The 20576-nt window shown below is 60.9% G+C and carries 20 protein-coding genes; 9 read left to right on the top strand and 11 right to left on the bottom strand.

Features of this window, described 5'->3' with window-relative positions; all coding sequences use genetic code 11:
- Positions 1–9: 9 nt before the first annotated feature.
- The 4 genes from AWX27_RS10005 to AWX27_RS09990 form a co-directional block, all read right to left on the bottom strand.
- A complete protein-coding gene (locus AWX27_RS10005) occupies positions 10–774 on the bottom strand; it encodes a fimbria/pilus periplasmic chaperone (protein ID WP_048321394.1) in 765 nt (254 codons plus the stop codon).
- 81 nt (positions 775–855) lie between these two features.
- A complete protein-coding gene (locus AWX27_RS10000) occupies positions 856–3390 on the bottom strand; it encodes an outer membrane usher protein (protein ID WP_072265443.1) in 2535 nt (844 codons plus the stop codon).
- A 46-nt stretch (positions 3391–3436) separates the two neighbouring features.
- Positions 3437–3973 carry a fimbrial protein gene (locus tag AWX27_RS09995; RefSeq protein ID WP_060421578.1) on the bottom strand — a complete coding sequence of 179 codons (537 nt, stop codon included), beginning with the start codon at positions 3971–3973 and terminating at the stop codon, positions 3437–3439.
- A gap of 78 nt (positions 3974–4051) precedes the next feature.
- Complete coding sequence (locus AWX27_RS09990; protein WP_025302212.1) at positions 4052–4573, bottom strand: fimbrial protein; 522 nt, start codon at positions 4571–4573, stop codon at positions 4052–4054.
- Between the two features lie 665 nt (positions 4574–5238).
- Here AWX27_RS09990 and AWX27_RS09985 point away from each other — a divergent pair.
- From AWX27_RS09985 to AWX27_RS09975, 3 genes are all read left to right on the top strand, one after another.
- Entirely contained in the window at positions 5239–5559 is a 321-nt protein-coding gene (locus tag AWX27_RS09985) for a hypothetical protein (RefSeq protein WP_047728024.1), read from the top strand.
- A gap of 141 nt (positions 5560–5700) precedes the next feature.
- The gene (locus tag AWX27_RS09980; protein WP_072265445.1) at positions 5701–6618 is read left to right on the top strand and encodes a fimbrial protein; all 918 of its coding nucleotides are present in this window, start codon (positions 5701–5703) and stop codon (positions 6616–6618) included.
- A 19-nt stretch (positions 6619–6637) separates the two neighbouring features.
- Positions 6638–7129: a fimbrial protein gene (locus AWX27_RS09975; protein ID WP_225528983.1), complete on the top strand. Its 492-nt coding sequence runs from the start codon at positions 6638–6640 to the stop codon at positions 7127–7129.
- 100 nt (positions 7130–7229) lie between these two features.
- Here the strand turns inward: AWX27_RS09975 and AWX27_RS09970 are convergent, their stop codons facing one another.
- Entirely contained in the window at positions 7230–8435 is a 1206-nt protein-coding gene (locus AWX27_RS09970) for a serine hydrolase (RefSeq protein WP_038881127.1), read from the bottom strand.
- Between the two features lie 466 nt (positions 8436–8901).
- On the opposite strand from AWX27_RS09970, the gene AWX27_RS09965 reads away from it, so the two are divergent.
- On the top strand, positions 8902–10269 hold the full coding sequence (locus AWX27_RS09965; protein WP_060421572.1) for a pyridoxal-phosphate dependent enzyme: 1368 nt from the start codon (positions 8902–8904) through the stop codon (positions 10267–10269).
- A gap of 12 nt (positions 10270–10281) precedes the next feature.
- A complete protein-coding gene (locus AWX27_RS09960) occupies positions 10282–11427 on the top strand; it encodes a trans-sulfuration enzyme family protein (protein ID WP_025302206.1) in 1146 nt (381 codons plus the stop codon).
- Between the two features lie 59 nt (positions 11428–11486).
- Here the strand turns inward: AWX27_RS09960 and AWX27_RS09955 are convergent, their stop codons facing one another.
- Together AWX27_RS09955 and AWX27_RS25050 are read right to left on the bottom strand one after the other, a co-directional pair.
- Entirely contained in the window at positions 11487–12509 is a 1023-nt protein-coding gene (locus AWX27_RS09955) for an isopenicillin N synthase family dioxygenase (RefSeq protein ID WP_060421854.1), read from the bottom strand.
- Positions 12454–12690 (bottom strand): hypothetical protein, encoded by a 237-nt coding sequence (locus tag AWX27_RS25050; RefSeq protein WP_072265446.1) that lies wholly within the window; start codon positions 12688–12690, stop codon positions 12454–12456. Before AWX27_RS25050 ends, AWX27_RS09955 begins: the two co-directional genes overlap by 56 nt.
- Positions 12691–12797: 107 nt before the next feature.
- Between AWX27_RS25050 and AWX27_RS09950 the strand changes: the two genes are divergently transcribed.
- Both AWX27_RS09950 and AWX27_RS09945 read left to right on the top strand, forming a co-directional pair.
- Positions 12798–13454 carry an HAD family hydrolase gene (locus tag AWX27_RS09950; RefSeq protein ID WP_060421567.1) on the top strand — a complete coding sequence of 219 codons (657 nt, stop codon included), beginning with the start codon at positions 12798–12800 and terminating at the stop codon, positions 13452–13454.
- An 89-nt stretch (positions 13455–13543) separates the two neighbouring features.
- Positions 13544–14164: a glutathione S-transferase family protein gene (locus AWX27_RS09945; RefSeq protein WP_060421564.1), complete on the top strand. Its 621-nt coding sequence runs from the start codon at positions 13544–13546 to the stop codon at positions 14162–14164.
- Positions 14165–14177: 13 nt separating this feature from the next.
- Here AWX27_RS09945 and AWX27_RS09940 read toward each other — a convergent pair whose 3' ends face one another.
- Positions 14178–15278, bottom strand: a complete 1101-nt coding sequence (locus AWX27_RS09940) for a PQQ-dependent sugar dehydrogenase (RefSeq protein ID WP_060421561.1) — start codon at positions 15276–15278, stop codon at positions 14178–14180.
- A 131-nt stretch (positions 15279–15409) separates the two neighbouring features.
- Here AWX27_RS09940 and AWX27_RS09935 point away from each other — a divergent pair, with 131 nt between their 5' ends.
- Both AWX27_RS09935 and AWX27_RS09930 read left to right on the top strand, forming a co-directional pair.
- On the top strand, positions 15410–15829 hold the full coding sequence (locus AWX27_RS09935; RefSeq protein WP_033654621.1) for a GNAT family N-acetyltransferase: 420 nt from the start codon (positions 15410–15412) through the stop codon (positions 15827–15829).
- A gap of 11 nt (positions 15830–15840) precedes the next feature.
- The gene (locus AWX27_RS09930) at positions 15841–16824 is read left to right on the top strand and encodes a magnesium and cobalt transport protein CorA (protein WP_055312326.1); all 984 of its coding nucleotides are present in this window, start codon (positions 15841–15843) and stop codon (positions 16822–16824) included.
- 63 nt (positions 16825–16887) lie between these two features.
- Here the strand turns inward: AWX27_RS09930 and AWX27_RS09925 are convergent, their stop codons facing one another.
- From AWX27_RS09925 to AWX27_RS09915, 3 genes are read right to left on the bottom strand one after another with little or no spacing between them, the layout of a single operon-like run.
- Positions 16888–17700, bottom strand: coding sequence for a nitrilase-related carbon-nitrogen hydrolase (locus AWX27_RS09925; protein ID WP_060421557.1), 813 nt, complete (start codon positions 17698–17700; stop codon positions 16888–16890).
- Positions 17697–19124, bottom strand: a complete 1428-nt coding sequence (locus AWX27_RS09920; RefSeq protein ID WP_060421554.1) for a purine-cytosine permease family protein — start codon at positions 19122–19124, stop codon at positions 17697–17699. Before AWX27_RS09920 ends, AWX27_RS09925 begins: the two co-directional genes overlap by 4 nt.
- Before the next feature lie 31 nt (positions 19125–19155).
- Positions 19156–20541 (bottom strand): sodium:solute symporter family protein, encoded by a 1386-nt coding sequence (locus AWX27_RS09915; protein WP_060421550.1) that lies wholly within the window; start codon positions 20539–20541, stop codon positions 19156–19158.
- Positions 20542–20576: the final 35 nt, after the last annotated feature.

Raw genomic sequence — 20576 nt, 5'->3', positions numbered from 1 at the left:
CGCGGCTCGTCATTTGGCGACCGGCACGACCTGGCAGGCATTGCCGGCGCAGCGGAAGTTCAACTGCGGCCGCCCACCGTAATCGTTGATGTATGCCAGCGACGGACCGTTGCCGAGGCTCGCGGCGGAGACGTTCAGCGGGGCGCTGGCCTTCGGCGCCACCATCAACGGTTCGAAGCCCGCCGCCCCTTTCCCGCCCTTACCGGCGCTCGCCTCAACGATCGTCACGTAATACGGGGTCGGGTTGTTCACCACGTACTTGTCGCCCTGCCGGGTCAGCGTCAGCTGCTCCTGCCACGGCGCCGCGTTCTTCTTCGGGGCGAGCGCCGCCGGGCGATAAAACATTTTGATGCGCGTCTGCAGCGCTATCTGCAGCGTGTTCGGCTTATTGCTGCGCGGCGGGATCTCGCGCAGGTTGAAGTAATACAGCGTCTCCCGATCCTGCGGCAGCTGACGCGCCGCCGGCAGCGACTGGATCTTCACCTGGCTCGGTTTGCCCGGTTCCACCCGCTGCACCGGCGGCAGCACGGTGAAAGGGCTTTGGATCTTGTTGCCGCGATCGTCTTCGATCCATCCCTGTGCCAGATACGGCAACTGTTTGTTCTGGTTACTGATGTTAAGACTGACCGTTTTCAGGTCGCCGTCGAAAATCACGCGCGTGCGATCCAGCGCGATGGCCGCATGAGCGGGCAGGCTGACCGCGCCGATCGTCAACGCGGCGGCGAGCGGGCCCACAAGGAAAACGGTCTTTCTGGTCATAGTCAGATTCATCATGTCTTCACGGTTCCAGTCGGCCGGAAGCGGACGAGCCCGCCCCGGCGGTTTAGCGGCGGAGCGGGCTCCGCCGGGTGTATGTCAGTTGGCGTCAGCCGCCGGCTTGTTGCCGGCAAGAGGACGGCAAGGCAGCAGCAACGTATTCATCAACATTTCGGCCGGCAGCGGCGACGGCAGCTGGATTTCACACTGCGCCGCGCCGTTCCAGTGCACGCTCATGCGCTCGCCGGGGTTAAGGCCGGACAGGTAAACGCTGCCGCCGTCATTGATGATGCCGGTCTCCTGTTTGCGGGCATTCAGCACCGTGGCGCCAAACGGCGGCTCGCTGCCGTCCGCCAGCTTGACGATCGCCATCGCCTTCTCACCGGCAATCACTTCAAACTTGCGGTAGCCGATGGCCCCCTCGGTCAACGTGGCCTGCACCACGGAACGCGTCGCCTCGACGTTGTCGCTCAGGCTGTTGAGATCGATGCTGGCCTTGTTGCGGTAGTAGCTGTTTACATCCGCCACCACCGCCTTGCCGTAACGGTTGGTCAGCACCGTACTGCCGTAGCCGCGCACCGGCACACCGGCGACGCCTTCGGTATCGAGCAGCAAGCGCGTCCCGCCCGGCGTGTTGACGCGGTGCAGCACCGCCCCTTCCGCCGCCATCGTCAGGCCGCCCTGCGCACCGATGCCGACGGCGCTGTAGCGGCCGGCCTGGTAGCTGGCGTTGGCGTTGATCTGCGCCATGTCGCCCTGATGGCTGTAATAACCGCTGGCCGTCGCTCCGCTGCGTGCGGCGCCGGCGCTGATCTGATAGTTGTTGTGTTCATCGACCCGGTTGTAGTACCCGACCCGGTGAGCGTTCTCTTCGCGATCGAGCGTCATGTTGTAACTGAGCGTGCCTGCACTGCCCCAGGGCAGCGACAGCGACAGATACATCCCGTCGTCGTTGCGCTCGTTATAACGGTTGCGATAGGCCGACAGCGACACGCTGACGTTCTTGAAATCGCCGATGTCGAAGTAGCGCGATACCATCAGGTTGTAACGATCGTTCGGCGCCCGATCCCAGTAGGTTTGGTGGCTGTAGTTGAGATAGGTGCTCAGCCCCAGTTCGCGGAACTGCTTGTTGAAGGTGATGGTGTACATCTCCTTGCTCTTGCCGCTGCGCCCCCCTTCGTAACGCGCATCCAGGTAGTCCCCCATGCTCATGAAATCTTCCTGGGAGAAGCGGTAACCGGCAAAGGTGACCTGGCTGTCGTATTCATCGAAGTTCTTCGAATAGCTCAGCCGGTACGAACCGCCGGTCAGCGTGCCATCCTGCGGCAAACGCGCACGCGACTGCGTGGCATCGAACGACAGCGCCCCCAGCGCCATCAGATCGCGCCCGATCCCCAGCGACAGCGCGTTGTAATCGCCGCCGGCGATGCCCCCGCCGTACAGCGACCAGCCGTTGCTGATCCCCCAGGAGAACTCGCCGGTGCCGAACATCGGCCCGCGCAGATGGTGCCCCCACTCTGACGGTTTGCCCGTCGCCAGCTTGTAACGCACCGTACCCGGCCGCGTCAGATAAGGAATGTTGGCGGTGTTCATCTTGAACTCCTGCACGCTGCCGTCTTGCTCTTCGACGCGCACGTCCAGCTCGCCGGAAACCGCATCGTTGATGTCCTGAATGCGGAACGGCCCCGCCGCTACCTGCGTTTCATACAGCACGCGCCCCTGCTGGCTGACCACCACCTTGGCGTTGGTTTTCGCCACGCCGGTCACTTCCGGCGCATAGCCGCGCAGGTTGGGCGGCAACATGCTGTCGTCGGATCGCAGACTGACGCCGGTAAAGCGCAGGCTGTCGAAAATGTCGGAGTTCAGGTAATCCTCACCCATCGTCAGCCGCGAACGCAGCGCCGGGATCGCCCGGTAGGCGTAATAGCGGCTCCAGTCGAACTGTTTATCGGTCGACTGAGAAGAACCGGTCTGATGGTTGAGGTTGGCCTGCCAGTCGGCGCGCAGACGCCAGGCGCCCAGGTTGGCGCCACCGGTACCGTTGCCGCTCAGGCTGTAACTGCTGCCGCCTTTCTGATGCTTTTGCGTTTGGGCGTTGACGTTATAGTCAAACAGCAGCCCGGGAATACCGTCATCCCAGCGCGAAGGCGGGTCCCAGTTTTCCGAGCTGTATTCCAGATAGGCCTGAGGAATGTTCAGATACAGTGAGGAGCTGGCAAGATCGCCGCGGGCTTCCATCCCCGCCAGACTGGAAGCGTCAAGGCAACGGCCGCCGTGCGTCCAATTCAGCGTGCTTAACAGTTTTTCTTTCAGCCCCAGTTGGTTGACCAATTCCGGCGAAAGACAGGCTTCGCTGCCTTTTGGATCGTTCTCGGGCGCCATAAACGTTACCGGCTGTTCCGGCAGATCGTTCTTATTGACGTGCACCACCATGGTATAAACGCCCGGCATGATGTAGCCGCTGCGCGTAAATTGGCTCAGATCGATATTTTTACGATCGTTGATGTCCAATACGTCGGTATTGAATTGAATCACGTCGGCGGCATAGACCAACGCGATTGGATTTCCCAGAGAAAGGGCAACGCAAAGCCCCAAGGCCTGAAGACGAAATAACTTCCCTGCCGGTGAAAGCATAATAAAGTCCTTTCAATAACGAATTAACCGTCAGTACGAGAAAAAATCAAAAATAATCCAGCTTAAAACGCACTGTGGAAAAATACGCTCCCACCTTCAACGGCTGGTGATTCGGCATCAACGTCATGGAATAATTCAGCACTCGGTTTCCCGGTATTATTCCCTCCATCGGCAAAGGTTTCCCTGGAATAACCGCCGTGCCGCTGCTGTCTTTTATCTCCAAGGCAACGCCGCGCGCATCGCCCTGTACGCCAAACAGAGCACCTTCCGCATAACCATCAAACGTGACCTGAAAGAATTTCCAGTCAGGCTTGTTTTCCGGCCGTTCCAAAATGCAATTGACCAATTCGATACTGAAAGGTTTGGTCATCCCCTGGCCGTCACGAATGATCTGTCCGAGAGGAATAGTGTCCATATCGATCGTCTGATCGCGGCTGCCGGCAGCAATGGCGCAGGCGGTGTCGATAATGGCGCCGTGCATGTTGACTTTGCCCCACCCCTGCGCGGCGGAAATTGCATAGCCGGGCGCAAACGCCAACGACGCCAAAAGAACGGCACCCGCTCGATTCCTTGGTAAAAACATCGCGACATTCCTTTGACAGGGAGATTCACCAGGCATGCGGCGAACCCCATGCCTGGTTGATTAAGCCTTCGGACTCACTTACTGATAAGCCAGGGTGAAATCGGCTACGGCAGTGAAATCGCCCGGAACGATGGCGGCGGAAGCGCCTTCACCCTGCAGGTAGGCGGCGAAATGCAGAGTGTTGTTGCCGGTGTTCAGGGTCTGCGCGGTAGTCGCTTCACCCAGTTTGATCGGCTGACCATTGTAAGAGATGGCTACGCCGGCGCCGCTGGCGGTACCCGCGATACCCAACAGATCCTTGTCGGTGGACGACGCTACGCCGCTGAAGGTGGTTTTAACGGTTTTCAGCGTGGTGATATCACACTGCTCCAGTTTGATTTCAAACGGACGCGGGTTGGATTTGCCGCCGTTTTTCAACGCCACGTTGGAAACCTGGCCCAGATCTACGGTCTGATCGATCGACTCGGGTGCAATAGAGCATGGCGCATCAATAATAGAGCCCGTGAAGGTGACCTTACCGTGTCCCTGATCGGCTGCCTGTGCAAAAGAACTTGCGCCAAATGCAATCACTGCAGCCATCATGATTTTGTTAAGTTTCATAGAACCTATATTCCTTATAAGAAAAAATGCATATTCCAATCAAGAAAAAGAGCAACAGGAAACCCGCTCGCGCTTATATATGCGCAGCCCTGATTCTTTAGCATCTTGCTGGTTGGTTAACTGCCAAAACCCAAAGGCACCGACAATAAACATGTCGATTACGGCAAGTTCGCAGCGGCCCACCCATTAATGAATTCGTCATATAAAAATAAACAAAATCACAACAAGCAGAGACCAATACTTTCTAATCCGCCCTTCTTGTTCGGCGATGAATATTCTGGCAAATGCCTCCAAGCAAAAAAAGGCTTTTTTTGATCAAGGCGAACATTCGCAATTTATTTCCTAATTGAAGTTAATTTACTGTTATTTTTAGGCTCATAGATCGTAAAAGATGCTTTTATAGAGCAATATCCTGTTTTTCTGTGATTCCCAAGTAATCAGATCGCAAAGTGGCACTTTGTGAATATAATAAACCAAAATTTTAGGTTTCAGCGTGACGCCACCCCTGCCTTGGTATAGGTAAAAACGGGGCGGGCAACGCCTTTTTTTTCAATCCTGATAAATAGATAGGATTTTTCTTTGTTCGCGTTTTACCTCGTTGTTGGTAGGCAGCGAAAGTTTGTTTTTTCTTAGGAATACGGCAATCGGAATACAGAGGAAGTGCTATGGAAGCGTTATCTCCGAAACAAAAGGAAATACGGCAATTGCAGCACGATCTGCTGCAAACATTATTTGCGCAGTCACCCCGCAAGTGCCCCGTCGCCGGTCTGCCGCCGCCGCAGCAATGGCTATCGACGCGGCAACTGGCCAATGCCGTCAACGTCGGTGTTTACCGGGCTCGGCGGCTGTTGTTGGATCTTGTCGCCCGGCAAAAAGTGATTGTGACGGACGGCTCTATCAACAACTCGTTGAGGTGGTATCCCACCGCGTTGCTGAACGGTGATAACGACGGCATCCCCAACAGAGATGCCCTCACTCCCCTTTAACGGAATAAATATGGCCAACCGGCCTGATTGGCGATATTTCATTGCGGAGTAATGCCGCACACTATTTATATATATTGGGATATTATCGTGAGAAAAACAGCCCTGCTATTTTTACGTTGCTGCCTGGCATTATCTTTCTTCATGCTGCTTGGCAATGCCAACGCATTTACCTGCCGCACGTCCGATGGCGGACTGATTCCACCCGGGGGCTCGACCACGCCGGTTGACGTCCGGGTACGCATCGGGCCACAGCTTTCTTATGGCAAAAACGAAATCGTCAACGTCAGCCAGGTCACCTGTAAAAACGACGTCGCGAGCTGGTATGACTATCTCAAAACCGACAGCCCGGCGCTGTCGATGAACAGTGCGATTTTTGGCACCATCGGCAGCGGTACCACCATCAACGGCAGCGATTACAACTCTCCGGTGCCATCAGGTATCAGCGTACTCAGCCTTACCGGGTTACAGACCCAGTCGGTCGCCATCCGGGTCTATATCGTGTTGAACCGTTTCCCAACGCCGGACATCAAGGTGAACAAGGGCGACGTCATCGGCCAAATAAACTTTATTCAGACCAACGATCAGCCGGGTTGCCCGCAGTGCGGCGTTTATCGCTGGCGCCTGATCGCCGACAACGACGCCTACTTCGTCACCACCAGTTGCACCATCAACAACGGCCAGCAAATCAATGTCGACTTTGGCCAGATCCGCCAGGACTTTCTGACTCAAAGCGCCAGCGACGCCCAAATCAAACAGGACAAGGCGCTCAGCTACCAATGCGACGACCAGAGCGCGACGCAGGATATTCTGATCCGCATGGTCAGCGACGCCAGTGGCTTCTCCAGCGATTTTATCAAAACCAGCAACCCTAACGTCGGCGTGGCCATGGTGTACAACGGAGCGGTGGTAAAGCCCAACAATGCCTTCAGAACGCGCATCGTCAACGGGCTGGGCAACGACACCGTAACCTTTGTGCCGGTGAAGAACAATGTGCCTTACACCAGCATCGCCACCGGCCCGCTGTCAGGCTCGGCCACGCTGATCTTCAGCGCACCTTGAAACGGGAGCCAGAATGAACATGACGAAAAAAACACGCTGCGCTCTGCTGTGGTCGCTGAGCCTGATCAGCGCCACCACCCAGGCCGCCGACCAGGGCACCAAGGTCAACATCACCGCCACCGTGGTGGCGCCTCCGCCTTGCGTGATCAATGACGGGCGCACCATCGATATCGACTTCGGCAAGGTCGGCATCAAGCGCATCGACGGCAATCGCTATATGCAACGCATCGATTACAGCATCAAATGCGAGTTTCTGGATAACAGCCGCCAGCTGAAAATGAAGATCATGGGCGGCGCGGCGGCCTTCGACGGCAGCGTGTTAACCAGCAGCGTCAATGGATTGGGCATCAAGCTGTTGGCCAACGGTAAGGCCTTCGCCATCAATACGCCGCTGAACATCGATTACGCCAATCCGCCGACGCTTGATGCAGTGCCGGTGAAAAACAGCGCCGTCACCCTCGCGGAAGGCGATTTCACCAGCGGCGCCACCATGCTGGTGGACTACTTTTAATCACCGCGACCCAGGAACTCGCGAAAAAAAAGCCGCAACGTCTCCGTTGCGGCTTGGTCGAGAATCTTGCGCCCGGGGCGCGCGCCTCACATCAGGGTATTTAGCCGAAGATCCCGCCGAACCACTGGCTCAGCTTCATCATCACCATATCCCAGATGCGGCTGAAGAAGTTGCCCTCTTTCACCTCTTGCATCACCACCAACGGGTGCTGTTCGATGGTCTTGCCGTCCAGCTGGAAATCGATGGTGCCGACCACCTGGTTTTTCGCCAGCGGTGCTTCCAGCGTCGGCTGGGTCAGCTTGTAGCTGGCCTTCAGGTTTTTCATCTGCCCTTTCGGAATGGTGACCGAGGCGTCTTTCGCTACGCCGAGCGGCACTTCGCTGACGTCGCCGAACCACACTTTCTGGGTGACGAACGGCTTATCGGCCTTGATCGGCGTCGCGGTTTCATAGAAGCGGAATCCCCAGGTCAGCAGCTTTTCGCTTTCGCTAAAGCGCACGCGATCGCTCGGCGCGCCCAGCACCACCGAGATCAGACGCATCGGGCCGTCGGTGGCCGACGCCACCAGGTTATGGCCGGCGCCGCTGGTGTAACCGGTTTTGATGCCGTCGACGTTCAGGTTGCTGCTCCACAGCAGGCGGTTGCGGTTAATCTGGCGGATCTTGTTAAAGGTGAACTCTTTTTCTTTATGCAGCGCGTATTCGTCCGGCACGTCGCGGATCAGCGCCTGGCTCAGCAGCGCCATGTCGCGCGCCGTGCTGTACTGCCCTTCCGCATCCAGACCGTGCACCGTCAGGAAGTGGGTATTCTGCAGCCCCAGGGATTTGGCGTAGTTGTTCATCAGGCCGACGAACGAATCCTGGCTGCCCGCCACGTAGTCCGCCAGCGCGATGCTGGCGTCGTTGCCCGACTGGATCACGATGCCCTTATTCAGCTCCAGTACCGGCACCTGATCGCCCGGCTTGATGAACATCAGCGAAGAACCGCGCAGCGCCGGGTTACCGGGAGCCCAGGCGTCTTTGCCGACGGTGACCAGGTCTTCCGGCTTGATCTTGCCGGCCTTGATCGCCTGGCCGATCACGTAGCTGGACATGATCTTGGTTAGGCTGGCGGGATCGAGACGGGTGTCGGCATTGCCTTCGGTCAGCACCTTGCCGCTGTTGTAATCCATCAGAATGTAGGCCTTGGCGTCTACCTGCGGCGGCGCCGGCGGCTCGGCCGCGTGCACGGCCGGGGCGGCCAGCAACAGGATGCCTACGCTGAAGGTCAGTTTTTTCAGGGAAGTGGATAAGTTTTTTTTCATCATGACGTCGCCAGAGTGTCCATTCAAACCATTGAAATAGCGTTAACTTTCAAACATGTTCACGTTTTAAGCCAACCAGCGAGAGTGGCCCGGTGCGCGCGTGCCGGCCGCAACCCCCTGCGGCGCCCATAGCGGGTAACGCAACGCACCGAAAATGCCCTTGCTGTGAGTTTATGTGATTTATCTTATTTTTGCAGGGTTTAGCGTGAATTTTCAGCATTTTTACATAACTGTACGCAGGCCCCCGCTTATCGTTCAAAAAAACATCGCGGCGCGCATTTTTGCATCCATCCACGGCTACACGGCCAAGCATCTGCACCGCTAAACATCTGCGCTTCTATACGTCTAAAAAAGATTAATATATTCCATAATGGCATATAGAACCGTTATTTGTTCTTTTTAAAGCGCTTATCCTCAGCGCTATCATCCATATAACGACTTTTATACCGAATAATCCTGGAGATGAGTCATGGCGATCCCCCATTCCGTCATCGAGATGATTGGCAATACCCCGATGCTGGAACTGACCCAGTTCGATACCGGCCCGTGCCGGCTGTTCGTCAAACTGGAGAATCAAAACCCCGGCGGTTCGATCAAAGACCGCGTGGCGCTGTCGATGATCGAGCAGGCCGAGCGCGACGGCAAGCTGCAGCCGGGCGGCACCATCATCGAAGCCACCGCCGGCAATACCGGCCTGGGACTGGCGCTGGTGGCGGCGCTGAAAGGCTATAAGCTGCTGCTGGTGGTGCCGGACAAGATGAGCCGCGAGAAGATCTTCCACCTACGCGCGCTGGGCGTGGAAGTGCAGCTGACCCGCTCGGACGTCGGCAAGGGGCATCCGGCCTACTATCAGGATTACGCCAAACGCCTCGCCGGGGAGATCCCCGGCGCCTTTTATATCGATCAGTTCAACAACCCGGCCAACCCGGCGGCCCATACCACCACCACCGCCCCCGAACTGTGGCGGCAAATGGAGCATGACGTGGACGCTATCGTGGTTGGCGTCGGCTCCGGCGGCACGCTGGGCGGGCTGAGCCGCTATTTCGCCGACGTTTCGCCGCAGACGGAATTCGTGCTGGCCGACCCTGCGGGTTCAATACTGGCGGACTATCTCGACAACGGCCGCATCGGCGAAGCGGGCAGTTGGCTGGTGGAAGGCATCGGTGAAGACTTCGTCCCGCCGCTCAGCGACTTTGACCAGGTCCGCCACGCTTACCGCATCGGCGACGCCGAAGCCTTCACCACCGCGCGCGATCTGCTGCGCAAGGAAGGCGTGCTGGCGGGATCGTCCACCGGCACCCTGCTGGCCGCCGCGCTGCGTTACTGCCGCGCACAGACCGAACCCAAGCGGGTAGTGACCTTTGTCTGCGACAGCGGCAACAAATACCTGTCTAAAATGTATAACGACCACTGGATGCTGGAACAGGGCCTGCTGAGCAAACCGCAGCACGGCGATCTGCGCGATCTGATCGCCTACCGCCACGACGAAGGCGCGGCCGTTTCTGCCGCGCCGGACGACACGTTGGCGATTGTGCACGCCCGCATGCGGCTGTACGACATCTCGCAGCTGCCGGTGCTGGAAGGCGATCGGGTGGTCGGCCTGATCGATGAGTGGGATCTGCTGAACGCCGTCCAGGCCGACGCCGCCCACTTCAGCCTGCCGGCCAGTAGCGCAATGACCAAGCGGGTCCATACGCTGCAAAAAGAAGCCGGCTACGAAGAATTGCAGGCCACCTTCAACCATGGCCACGTCGCGGTGGTGCTCGACGGCGAGCGCTTCCTCGGCCTGATTACCCGCACAGACGTGCTTAACGCCTGGCGCCAAAAATTACGTTAATAAGGACCCATTATGGCCAAGTTTGATACGTTGACCGTTCACGCCGGTTACACCCCGGACGCCACCGGCGCCGTGATGCCGGCGATTTACGCCACCTCCACCTACGCCCAACCGGCGCCGGGCGAGCATACCGGCTACGAATACTCCCGCAGCGCCAACCCGACGCGCACCGCGCTGGAAAGTGCCATCGCCGAACTGGAAGGCGGCAGCCGCGGCTACGCCTTCGCCTCCGGCCTGGCGGCCTGTTCCACGGTGCTGGAGCTGCTCGATAAAGACAGCCACCTGATCGCGGTAGACGACCTGTACGGCGGCACCTATCGCCTGCTGGAAAAGGTGCGCAGCCGCACCGCCGGCCTGCGCGTCACCTACGTGTCACCGGCGGATCTCGCCGGGCTGGAACAGGCGATCGAGCCGGATACCAAAATGATCTGGGTGGAAACCCCGACCAACCCCTTGCTGAAACTGGCGGATCTGAGCGCCATCGCCGCGATCGCCAAAAAGCATCAGCTAATCAGCGTGGCGGACAATACCTTCGCTTCGCCGTATCTGCAGCGTCCGCTGGATCTGGGCTTTGACGTGGTGGTGCACTCCGCCACCAAATACCTCAACGGCCACTCCGACGTGGTGGCCGGCGTCGCGGCGGTGGGGGATAACCCGGCGCTGGCGGAGCAGCTCGGTTTCCTGCAAAACGCGGTCGGCGGCATTCTCGATCCGTTCAGCAGCTTCCTGACGCTGCGTGGCATCCGCACCCTGGCCCTGCGCATGCAGCGCCACAGCGACAGCGCGCTGCGCATCGCCCAGTGGCTGGAGAGCCAGCCGCAGGTGGAAAACGTCTACTATCCCGGCCTGCCGAGCCACCCGCAGCATGAGCTGGCGGCGCGCCAGATGACGCGCTTCGGCGGCATGATCTCGGTGCGGTTGAAAGGCGACGACGCCTATGCGCGCCGGGTCATTCAGCGCTCGCGCCTGTTCACCCTGGCGGAAAGCCTGGGCGGCGTGGAAAGCCTGATCAGCCAGCCGTTCAGCATGACGCACGCCTCCATTCCGCTGGAACAGCGCCTGGCAACCGGCATCACGCCGCAGCTGGTGCGCCTGTCGGTGGGGATTGAAGATGTGGAAGATCTGATCGCCGATCTGCAGCAGGCGCTGGCGGAATAATCGCCAGAATCAATCGCCATCAGCCCGGCCGACGCGCCGGGCTTTTTTGTGCCTGATGTTCAGACGCCGATGACGTCCCGATAAAAGCGCTGTGCCACATCGGGGTGGGAACGGATGCGGCCTTTCAGGTAGTTATACCCCACGTCGCGCAGCAGCGGATTGAGCGGATCGCTGGCCGGGCCGCGCGCCTGCGCCGCCAGCGACGGCGGCAGTTGATACAACGGCACCACCGCGTCCAATCGCGCGCCGAGGAAGAAGGCGATCGACAGCCTGTCGCGCCCCGCCGGCGGCGTTTCCACCCGGTGCACCGTGGCGCGCAGGTAGCCGTTGGTCGCCAGCTCCAGCAGCTCGCCGATGTTCACCACGAAGGTGTCCTCACGCGGCTGGGCATCAATCCACCGCCCTTCGCTCACCTCCACCTGCAGCCCTTTTTGCGCGTCCTGCAGCAGGAAGCTGAGAAAGCCGGAGTCCTTGTGCGCGCCGACGCCCTGTGCGCTGCCGGTAGCGTCCCGCCCCGGGTAGCGAATCAGTTTGATGTGTTCGTTGGGCTTCTCGCCGTACAAGCGATCGAAAGCCTGCTCCGGCAGCGACAGCGCCAAAGCGAAAGCGCGCAGCAGCCGCAGCGACATGGCGGTCATCGCCTGTTGCCACTGCAGCAGCAGCGGTTTCAGCGTCGGCAGCGCCGCCGGCCACTGGTTTGGCCCCTGCAGCCGCGCCCAGCGCGGGGTGTCGTCAGACAGCGTTAGCGCCGGGCGTTCGGCGCCGATATCGAACTGCTCACGCCAGTCCGGCTGGCCACGCGTCAGCTCCGCCGCCGCCCGGTTGTAACCACGAAAGTGCGGCGAATGCACCATCTGCACCGCCAATTTGTCGGCTTCCGGCAGCGCGAAGAATTGCCGCGCGCCCTGCTGCAGCCGCGCATTCAGCGCACTGTCCACACCGTGCCCGCGCAGATAGAAAAAACCGACGTCGCGGGCCGCCGCGCGCAAATCGTCAAGAAAGGCGCGCCGCCGGCGCGCATCGCCGTCAAGCTGCGAAAGATCCAGCAGCGGCAGCGTCTTCAGCGTCGTCAGGTGCGTCATCATGCGGTTCCTCTTCTTCCCCGATCGCGATCGGGCTGCCGTACAGGCGAATAATCAACATTGTCTCTCTCCAGCGGGTGGCTGCATTTGCTCCATAGTTATCACCGCGCTCGCCGGAGCGGCCAATATTGTTGCGTTCTAAGTTATGCAAACGTTCAACAAACTGTCGCAAAACCGTCATCAATGTTTCTTATGCTCTGCGCAATTTCGCCGACGCCGCTGGCTGGCGATGGGCGCTATCCGCTATCCTGTAAACGACCTCATACCCTGCCTGCCGGAGAAATACTGATGGATTTAGCCTTATTCGACCTGGATGAAACCCTGATTGACGATGACAGCGCCAGCCTGTGGATCCGCTGGCTGGTCGGCCAGGGCTTCGCGCCGGCGGAGCTGGAACTGCAAGAGCAGCAGCTGATGCAGCTCTATTATCAGGGCAAGCTGTCGATGGAGGACTATATGCAGGCTACGCTGGCGCCGCTGACCGGCCTGAGCGTGCAAACCGTGGCCGGCTGGGTGCAACGCTACATTCGCCGCGATATCCTGCCGCGCGTCTACCCCGCCGCCCGTGAACGCCTGCAATGGCACCGCGAGCGCGGCGACTGCATCCTGGTGATCTCCGCCACCGGCGAGCACCTGGTGGCGCCGATCGCCGAACAGCTCGGCGCCGACGATGCGCTGGCGATCGGCGTGGAAATCAGCGACGGCCGCTTCACCGGCAACACCTACGGCACCATGACCTACCAACAGGGTAAGGTGATCCGCCTGCAACACTGGCTGGCGCAGCATCCGCACCTGAAATTCGAACACAGCCACGGCTACAGCGATTCCCTCAACGATAAGGCGATGCTGCAATTCGTCGACAGCGCTACGGTGATCAACCCCGACAGCGAGTTGAGCGCGCTGGCGGCGGAGCACAGCTGGGAAGTGTGCCGCTGGGAGCGCTGAGCGGCAGGCAAAAAGTGCCCTGCGGTGTGACAAAAAGCGCATTGTGGCGTAGGTATTAAGGGTCTTTAATCCGCTAACGGAGTTATCCCATGCTGACCATTTGGGGTCGTGAGAATTCGAACAACGTCAGGAAGGTGCTGTGGTGCGCCGCCGAACTGGGGCTGAGCTATACCCACATCAACGCCGGCGGCGCGTTCGGCAAGGTGAACGAAGAGAGTTACCGCGTGCTGAACCCGAACGGCCTGGTGCCGCTGCTGCAGGACGATGACTTCGTGCTGTGGGAATCCAACACCATCGTGCGCTACCTGGCGGCGAAATTCGGCGACGCGACGTTCTATCCGCAAGATCTGCAGGCACGCGCCGCCGCCGAGAAGTGGATGGATTGGACCACCTCGACCATCGTCCCGGCCTTCACCATCGTCTTTTGGGGCCTGATCCGCACCGCGCCGGAATTGCGCGACATGGCGAAAATCGAAGCGGCGATCGCCACGCTGGAAAAACACTTCGACGTCATTGAACAGGCGCTAGCACATCAGCCTTACCTCTCCGGCGAAGCGTTCGGCTTTGGCGATATTCCGCTCGGCAGCTTCGCCTACGCCTGGTTCGAGATGCCGATCGCCCGCCGTTCGCGGCCGAACATGGAGCGCTGGTATCAGCAGCTGCGCGCTCGCCCGGCCTACCAGCGCGGCGTGATGAGCGAACTTACCTGATCGCTGCGGGGCGTTACGACGCCCCGACTTTCAGCAGCTTGCCGTCCCGCTCGTCCGTCAGCAGATACAGGTAGCCATCCGGCCCGCTACGTACCTCGCGAATGCGCTCGCCGCGATCGCCCAGCAACCGCTCCTCCGCCACCACCTTGTCGCCTTCCAGCGTCAGGCGAATCAGTTCCTTTTGCGCCAGCGCGCCGATGAACAGCGAGTGCCGCCAGGCGGGGAAGCGCTGCCCGTCATAAAACGCCATGCCGCTGAGGCCGGGCGAAACCCGCCAATAGTGCAGCGGCTGTTCGGTGCCGGGCACCCGTTCCCCCCTGGCCTCCGGGATCGGCTGGCCGGAATAATTGATGCCGTAGGTGGCCAGCGGCCAGCCGTAGTTTTTACCCGGCTGCGGGATGTTGAGCTCATCGCCGCCGCGCGGGCCGTGCTCGTGTTCCCAGATCGCGCCGCTCCACGGGTTCAGCGCCAGCCCTTGCGGATTGCGGTGGCCGTAGGACCAAACTTCCGGCCGTTTGCCGGCCTGGCCGACCCAGGGGTTGTCTGGCGGCACTGCGCCTTCGGCGGTCAGCCGCACCAGCTTGCCCTGCAGCTTGTCGGTCTCCTGCGCCGTCGGCCGCTGGTTGTTTTCGCCCAGCGCGATAAACAGGTAGCCCTGCCGGTCGAACGCCAGCTTGCCGCCGAAGTGATTGCCGACCGACAGCTTGGGCAACTGGCGGAAGATCACCTTGAAGTTTTCCAGCCGCGCGCCGTCTTCGCTCAAACGGCCGTAGCCGACCGCCGTGCCGGCTTTGCCGCCCTCGCCCGGCTCGGCGAAGCTGAGGTACACCCGGCGGCTGGCGGCGAAGTCGGGGGCCGGCAACACCTCCAGCAGGCCGCCCTGCCCCTCGGCGTAAACCTGCGGCACGCCGACGATCGGCGGCGACAGGCCTTTGCCCTGCTGCCACAGCCGCAGCCGGCCGGGCCGCTCGGTGATAAGCAGGCCTTGTTCCGCCGGCAAGAAGGCCAGCGACCACGGGTGTTCCAGACCGTCCTGCAGTTGGCTGACCGTCGGCGCGGCGTGCAGCAGGCCGCTGCACAGCAGCAAACCGGCCAGCAAAGTCAATCGGGGCATGGCATCCTCCTGGGGGTGAAATGACCCGTTTAGTGTAGCCCACTCAGCGGGCTCGGTCGTTTGCATTACATTTCAACAGGTTGCCTTTTGGCCGCAGTGTGCTTAAGTTAACGCATCACCCAGGAGGAATCATGGACATTACCGTTACCGACGCGATTGACGAACACACCCTCGATGCGATCAGGCAAGGCCTGCGCGCTTACAACCTGCCGCATATCGACGCCCGTCACCGCAAGCCGCTCAGCGTCTATGCGCGCGACGAGGCCGGCACGGTGATCGGCGGGCTGACCGCCGAAACCTGGGGCAACTGGCTGAGCGTCGAGTGGCTGTGGGTGGCGGACTCCCAACGCGGCAGCGGCCTCGGCGGCCGGTTGATGCGCGCCGCCGAACGCGAGGCGCAGGCGCGCGGCTGCCGCTACGCTCGCCTGGATACCTTCAGCTTCCAGGCGCGGCCGTTCTACGAAAAACTCGGCTATCAGCTGCAAATGACGCTGAAAGATTATCCGGTGGAACATGAGTGTTATTTTCTCACCAAAACTCTGACTGATTAATGGATGGACGGATGGACAGCAAAAGCATGGTGGTGAACTGTGTGGCGTACAAAGCCGGCCAACGGCTGGGCGAAGTGACCATCGACGATATCAGCGAGGTGGTCAAACAGCCGGACACCTTCGTCTGGCTGGGGCTCCGGCAGCCGGAACCGGCGTTTATGCGCAAGGTGCAGGAGGAGTTCGGCCTGCACGATCTGGCGATCGAAGACGCGCTGTGCGCGCACCAGCGGCCGAAGCTGGAGACCTACGGCGATTCGCTGTTCATCGTGGTTAAAACCGCGCAGTGGGGCGAGCACGACGAAATCGAATACGGTGAAACCCACTTCTTCGTCGGCAAAAACTTTCTGGTGACGGTGCGCCACGGCGCCTCGCCCAGCTACGCGCCGATCCGCGCCAAGGCGGAAGAGAACCGCAAGCAGATGTGCCGCGGGCCGGGCTTCGCCCTCTATTCGGTGCTGGACTTCGTGGTGGACAACTACCGCAGCGTGGTGGCGCGCTTCGAGAGCACCATCGAGAATATCGAAGCCAACATGTTCCAGTCGGAGTTCGATCAGGCGGCGATCGAGAACGTCTATACCCTGCGCCGCCATCTGCTGGCGCTGCGCAACGCCGCACTGCCGATGGATGAAATCTGCAACCAGCTGATCCGCCTGCACGAAGAGGTGATCCCGAAAGAGCTGCGCGCCTACGTGCGCGACGTGCAGGATCACGCACATCAGGTGGTCAGCAATATCGACGACATGCGTGAAATGCTGACCAACGCCATGCACGTCAACCTGGCGCTGGTGACGGTCAAGCAGAACGAAGTGGTGAAACGGCTGGCGGGCTGGGGCGCGATTTTGGCCATTCCGACGGTGGTCTTCAGCCTGTACGGCATGAACTTCGCCGATATGCCGGAGCTGAAGTTCCCGTGGGCCTACCACGCCACGCTGGGGGTGACCGCCGTCGGCTGCATTTTCCTGTATCAGAAGCTGAAGAAATCGGGCTGGCTGTAAGCGCCAAAACGGCGGCTGTTGCCGCCGGCAAAAACCCTCTGCGGGGCAGCCCGCCCCGCCGCTTCAATACAGCAGCGGCCGCCGATCGCGATGCACGTGATTGTGGCGGCCGATGTGCTTGTCATCGGCCGCGCCGATATCCATCGATGCCAGCACCATGCCTTCGCCCGCCAGGCTCTGCGTCAACGGATAGCCGTCGGCGTCGACGATCGCCGAGCCGCCGATCCACGCGACGCCGCGCTCCGTTTCGCAACGATCGCACACCGCGATGAACAGCCGATTGACGGCGGCGTTGGCCTGCGCCTTCACCATCTCCGCCGGCCGTTCGCCCTGCGGGCGCGGCGCCAGCGGCCAGTTGACCGGCGCGCACAGCAACTGAGCGCCGGCCAGCGCCGGCAGCCGCACCCACTCAGGGAATTCGAGATCGTAGCAGATCATCACCGCCAACCGGCCGAAGCGGGTCTCGATGACCGGCGGCGGCCGATCGCCGGCGGTAAAAATGGTGCTCTCTTCGTGCCACAGGTGCGCTTTGCGATAAATTGCCCTCACCCCCTGCGCATCGATCAATGCCGCACTGTTGGCCACCTCGCCATCGGGCAGGCGCTCGCAGAAACCGGCGACGATCGCAACATCCAACTCGCGCGCCAGGGCTCCCCACAGGCTGAGGCTCGGCCCGTCTTCGGCCTCGGCCAACGCGCGCGCCTCCGCCTTATCGCGCAGCACGTAGCCGCTGTTCACCAGCTCCGGCAGCACGATGACGTTGGCGCCGCACTGCGCCGCCCGGCGGATCGCCTGGGCGGACAGCGCCCGATTGTGTTCCGCTTCCCCGACCCGCAACGCTAACTGGCAGCATGCGACGCTGATTTTTTCCTTCACTCCCGTTCTCCTTCCAATAAACCCTCGCAGCACAACGCCACCCGCCGTTCGGCTTCAAGATCGAGCTTCCGGCACATCACGACATAAACGCTCCCGGCCACCAGCAGGCCGACCAGAAAAGCGATATCCGCACCGCCCAGTAAAACAGCAAAGGGGCCGGTGTAAAAGCCCAACGTCATGAACGGCACCATCGCCAGCAGGCCGATCGCGTAGGCCGTCAGGCCGGAGCGCCCCCAGCGGCCGTAGATCCCCGCCGGGTTGAAGATTTCACCGATCGCGTAATGCCCGCCGCGCACCACGTAAAAGTCCATCAGATTCACCGCCGTCCAGGGCACCAGGAAATACAGCATCAGCAGCACGAAGGTATTGAAGCTGGCGAGATAGCTCGCCGGGATAGCCAACGCCACCGCAAACACCGTCAGGGCGACGACGCCAATGCCGATCATGCGTAATCTCAACGTCGGCGTCACTTTACGGAACGCGTCAATCGCGCTGAGGCTGGTCAGCATTGCGCCATAACAGTTGACCGCCATGATGCCGACCAGCGAGGGCACGGCGATCAGCACGGCCAGCGTGCCAAACCCCGGGTAAACGGCATTACCCACCGCCTGTACGCTGCCGATCGCATCGGGGGCCGGTAAGGCTGAAGCCAGAAACGCGCCCAGCGACATCAGCCAAAGCGCCGATCCTGCCGCCCCCAGATAAGTCCAAAAGATCACTTTGGCAGACGGCGTTTCCTGCGGCAGATAGCGCGAATAGTCGGAAACGTACACCGCGTAGCTGATCTGGTAGCCGGCGGCGGCCGACAGCTGAATCAAAAAGGCCGCCCACGAGAAATGCCCGGCGCCGACGGCGGCATCCATCCGCAGCGACAACGCGGCGCCGATCGTCAGCACGCCGAACACCGCCATCATCACATAGGTCAGCCAGCGCTGCACCGCATGCAGCATATCGTGGCCGACGATCGCCAACAGCACGGCCACCGCGATCAGCAACGCATACCAGGGCAGACGGTGGCCCGGCAGCACTGTGTTGATCGCATCGGTCGCGAGAATAACGTTGAACACGTTGAAACCGATGTAAACAAACACCACGGCGGCAAAGGGAACGATGGCGCCACGCAGGCCGAATTGGGCCCGCGACTGGATCATCTGCGGCAGCCCCATGCGCGGCCCCTGATTGGCATGACACGCCATGAAGAACGTGCCGAACCCTACGCCGGCGGCAATGGCCAGCATCGAATAAAGCGCACCCAGCCCCAACGCAGGGCCGGTGAAACCGACCACCATCGTCGTCAAAACGAAATTACCGGTAAACCAAAACGGCGCCTGATGCCAAACCTTGCCATGCCGCTCGTGACGGGGCACATAGTCTATCGAGCGCACTTCAATTTTTGAGCGTGACGCCACATTGCGATTGTTCATGTTCCACCTCGTCGCGATCATTAGCCTCGTCTCAACGCTCGGTTTGCGGCTGCAGCTGCGCTGCCGGGCGGCTCAACAGGCTGCCCAACACGAAGGCGACGCCGCCGCCCAGCAGGCCGCCGTAGATCGGGCTGTTGGCGTCGATGCCGTGCCAGATCATCAGCCCCACCACGCACAGGCTGCCGGTCAGCATGCTGGCGATGGCCCCGGCGCTGGTGGCGCGCGGCCAGAAGATCGCCCCCACCAGCGGGATCAGCATGCCGCCCACCAGCAGGTTGTAAGCCAGCGTCAGCGCCGCCAGCACGTCGCGTACCACAAACGCCAGCCCCAGCATGACCACGCCCATGAGAAGCGTGGTGAAGCGCCCGGCGGCCAACCCGCCGGAAGGTTTGCGCCGGATGGCCGGCAATACGTCCTCCAGCGCGATGGTGGAAGAGGCCAGCAGGCAGGCGCTGGCGGTGGACATCAGCGCTGCCAACGCCGCGGCGGCCACCAGCCCGCTGACGCCGACCGGCAACACCGCCTGCGCGATGGCGGCAAAGGCGCCGTCGGTGTTGCTGAGCGACGGCAGTACGATCTTGCCGGCCATGCCGATCAGCGCGCCGGTCACGCCGTACAGCACGCAATAGACGCCCGCCCCCAGCCCGGCGAAGCGCGCCACGTTGGCGCTGCGGGCGGTAAACACCCGCTGCCAAATGTCCTGGCCGATCAGAATGCCGAAGAAGTAGATCAGGAAGAACACCAGAATGGTGTCCAACCCGATCGACGACAGTTGGTAGTAACCGGCGGGCAGCAGGCTGGTGAAGGCTTCCCAGCCGCCGGCCTTGACGATGCTCATCGGCATCAGCACCAGCATCATGCCGACGGTCATGATGATGAACTGAATGATGTCGGTCAGCGTCAGCGACCACATGCCCCCCAGCGTCGAATACAGCACCACCAGCCCGCCGCCGAGCAGGATAGACGCGCTGAACGACAGGCCGAACATCACCTGCATCACGCTGCCGATGGCGATGATCGAGGTCACCGCCACCATCAGGTCATACGCCAGCATGATCGCGCCGCTGGTGACCCGCGCGGCCGGGTGATAGCGCCGCGACAGCACCTGACTGACGGTATACAGCTTCAGCTTGAGCAGCGGCTTGGCCAGCACCAGGCTCAGCACCACGATGCCCAGCCCGAGCGCACCGCACAGCCAGACGCCGGAGATGCCGTAGGTGTAGCCGAGTTTGACGCTGCCGATGGTCGACGCGCCGCCGAGCACCACCGCCGACAGCGTGCCCAAATACAACCCCGGCCCCAGATTGCGCCCGGCGACCAGATACGCCTCTTTGGAATTGGCGCGGCGAATGCCCATCCACCCCACCGCGCCTATCACCAGAAAGTAAAACACCACGACCAGCAGATCGAGATTCATGGGTACCTCCACTCCGTTGTTATTGTTATCAGGGG

This window comes from Serratia sp. 2880STDY5682894 (genome assembly GCF_001537385.1).
Classification (GTDB): Bacteria; Pseudomonadota; Gammaproteobacteria; order Enterobacterales; family Enterobacteriaceae; genus Serratia; species Serratia nevei.
This window is presented reverse-complemented; position numbering and strand designations above follow the sequence as displayed.

Excerpts from the sequence above, each read along its gene's own strand:
- AWX27_RS09960 (WP_025302206.1), top strand. The coding sequence starts at position 10,282 with ATGGCCAAGTTTGATACGTTGACCGTTCACGCCGGTTACACCCCGGAC.
- AWX27_RS09995 (WP_060421578.1), bottom strand. The coding sequence starts at position 3,973 with ATGTTTTTACCAAGGAATCGAGCGGGTGCCGTTCTTTTGGCGTCGTTG.
- AWX27_RS09950 (WP_060421567.1), top strand. The coding sequence starts at position 12,798 with ATGGATTTAGCCTTATTCGACCTGGATGAAACCCTGATTGACGATGAC.
- AWX27_RS09985 (WP_047728024.1), top strand. The coding sequence starts at position 5,239 with ATGGAAGCGTTATCTCCGAAACAAAAGGAAATACGGCAATTGCAGCAC.
- AWX27_RS09980 (WP_072265445.1), top strand. The coding sequence starts at position 5,701 with ATGCTGCTTGGCAATGCCAACGCATTTACCTGCCGCACGTCCGATGGC.
- AWX27_RS09935 (WP_033654621.1), top strand. The coding sequence starts at position 15,410 with ATGGACATTACCGTTACCGACGCGATTGACGAACACACCCTCGATGCG.
- AWX27_RS09955 (WP_060421854.1), bottom strand. The coding sequence starts at position 12,509 with ATGACGCACCTGACGACGCTGAAGACGCTGCCGCTGCTGGATCTTTCG.
- AWX27_RS25050 (WP_072265446.1), bottom strand. The coding sequence starts at position 12,690 with ATGACGGTTTTGCGACAGTTTGTTGAACGTTTGCATAACTTAGAACGC.
- AWX27_RS09990 (WP_025302212.1), bottom strand. The coding sequence starts at position 4,573 with ATGAAACTTAACAAAATCATGATGGCTGCAGTGATTGCATTTGGCGCA.
- AWX27_RS09940 (WP_060421561.1), bottom strand. The coding sequence starts at position 15,278 with ATGCCCCGATTGACTTTGCTGGCCGGTTTGCTGCTGTGCAGCGGCCTG.
- AWX27_RS09915 (WP_060421550.1), bottom strand. The coding sequence starts at position 20,541 with ATGAATCTCGATCTGCTGGTCGTGGTGTTTTACTTTCTGGTGATAGGC.
- AWX27_RS09930 (WP_055312326.1), top strand. The coding sequence starts at position 15,841 with ATGGACAGCAAAAGCATGGTGGTGAACTGTGTGGCGTACAAAGCCGGC.
- AWX27_RS09920 (WP_060421554.1), bottom strand. The coding sequence starts at position 19,124 with ATGAACAATCGCAATGTGGCGTCACGCTCAAAAATTGAAGTGCGCTCG.
- AWX27_RS10000 (WP_072265443.1), bottom strand. The coding sequence starts at position 3,390 with ATGCTTTCACCGGCAGGGAAGTTATTTCGTCTTCAGGCCTTGGGGCTT.
- AWX27_RS09970 (WP_038881127.1), bottom strand. The coding sequence starts at position 8,435 with ATGATGAAAAAAAACTTATCCACTTCCCTGAAAAAACTGACCTTCAGC.
- AWX27_RS09965 (WP_060421572.1), top strand. The coding sequence starts at position 8,902 with ATGGCGATCCCCCATTCCGTCATCGAGATGATTGGCAATACCCCGATG.
- AWX27_RS09945 (WP_060421564.1), top strand. The coding sequence starts at position 13,544 with ATGCTGACCATTTGGGGTCGTGAGAATTCGAACAACGTCAGGAAGGTG.
- AWX27_RS10005 (WP_048321394.1), bottom strand. The coding sequence starts at position 774 with ATGATGAATCTGACTATGACCAGAAAGACCGTTTTCCTTGTGGGCCCG.
- AWX27_RS09975 (WP_225528983.1), top strand. The coding sequence starts at position 6,638 with ATGACGAAAAAAACACGCTGCGCTCTGCTGTGGTCGCTGAGCCTGATC.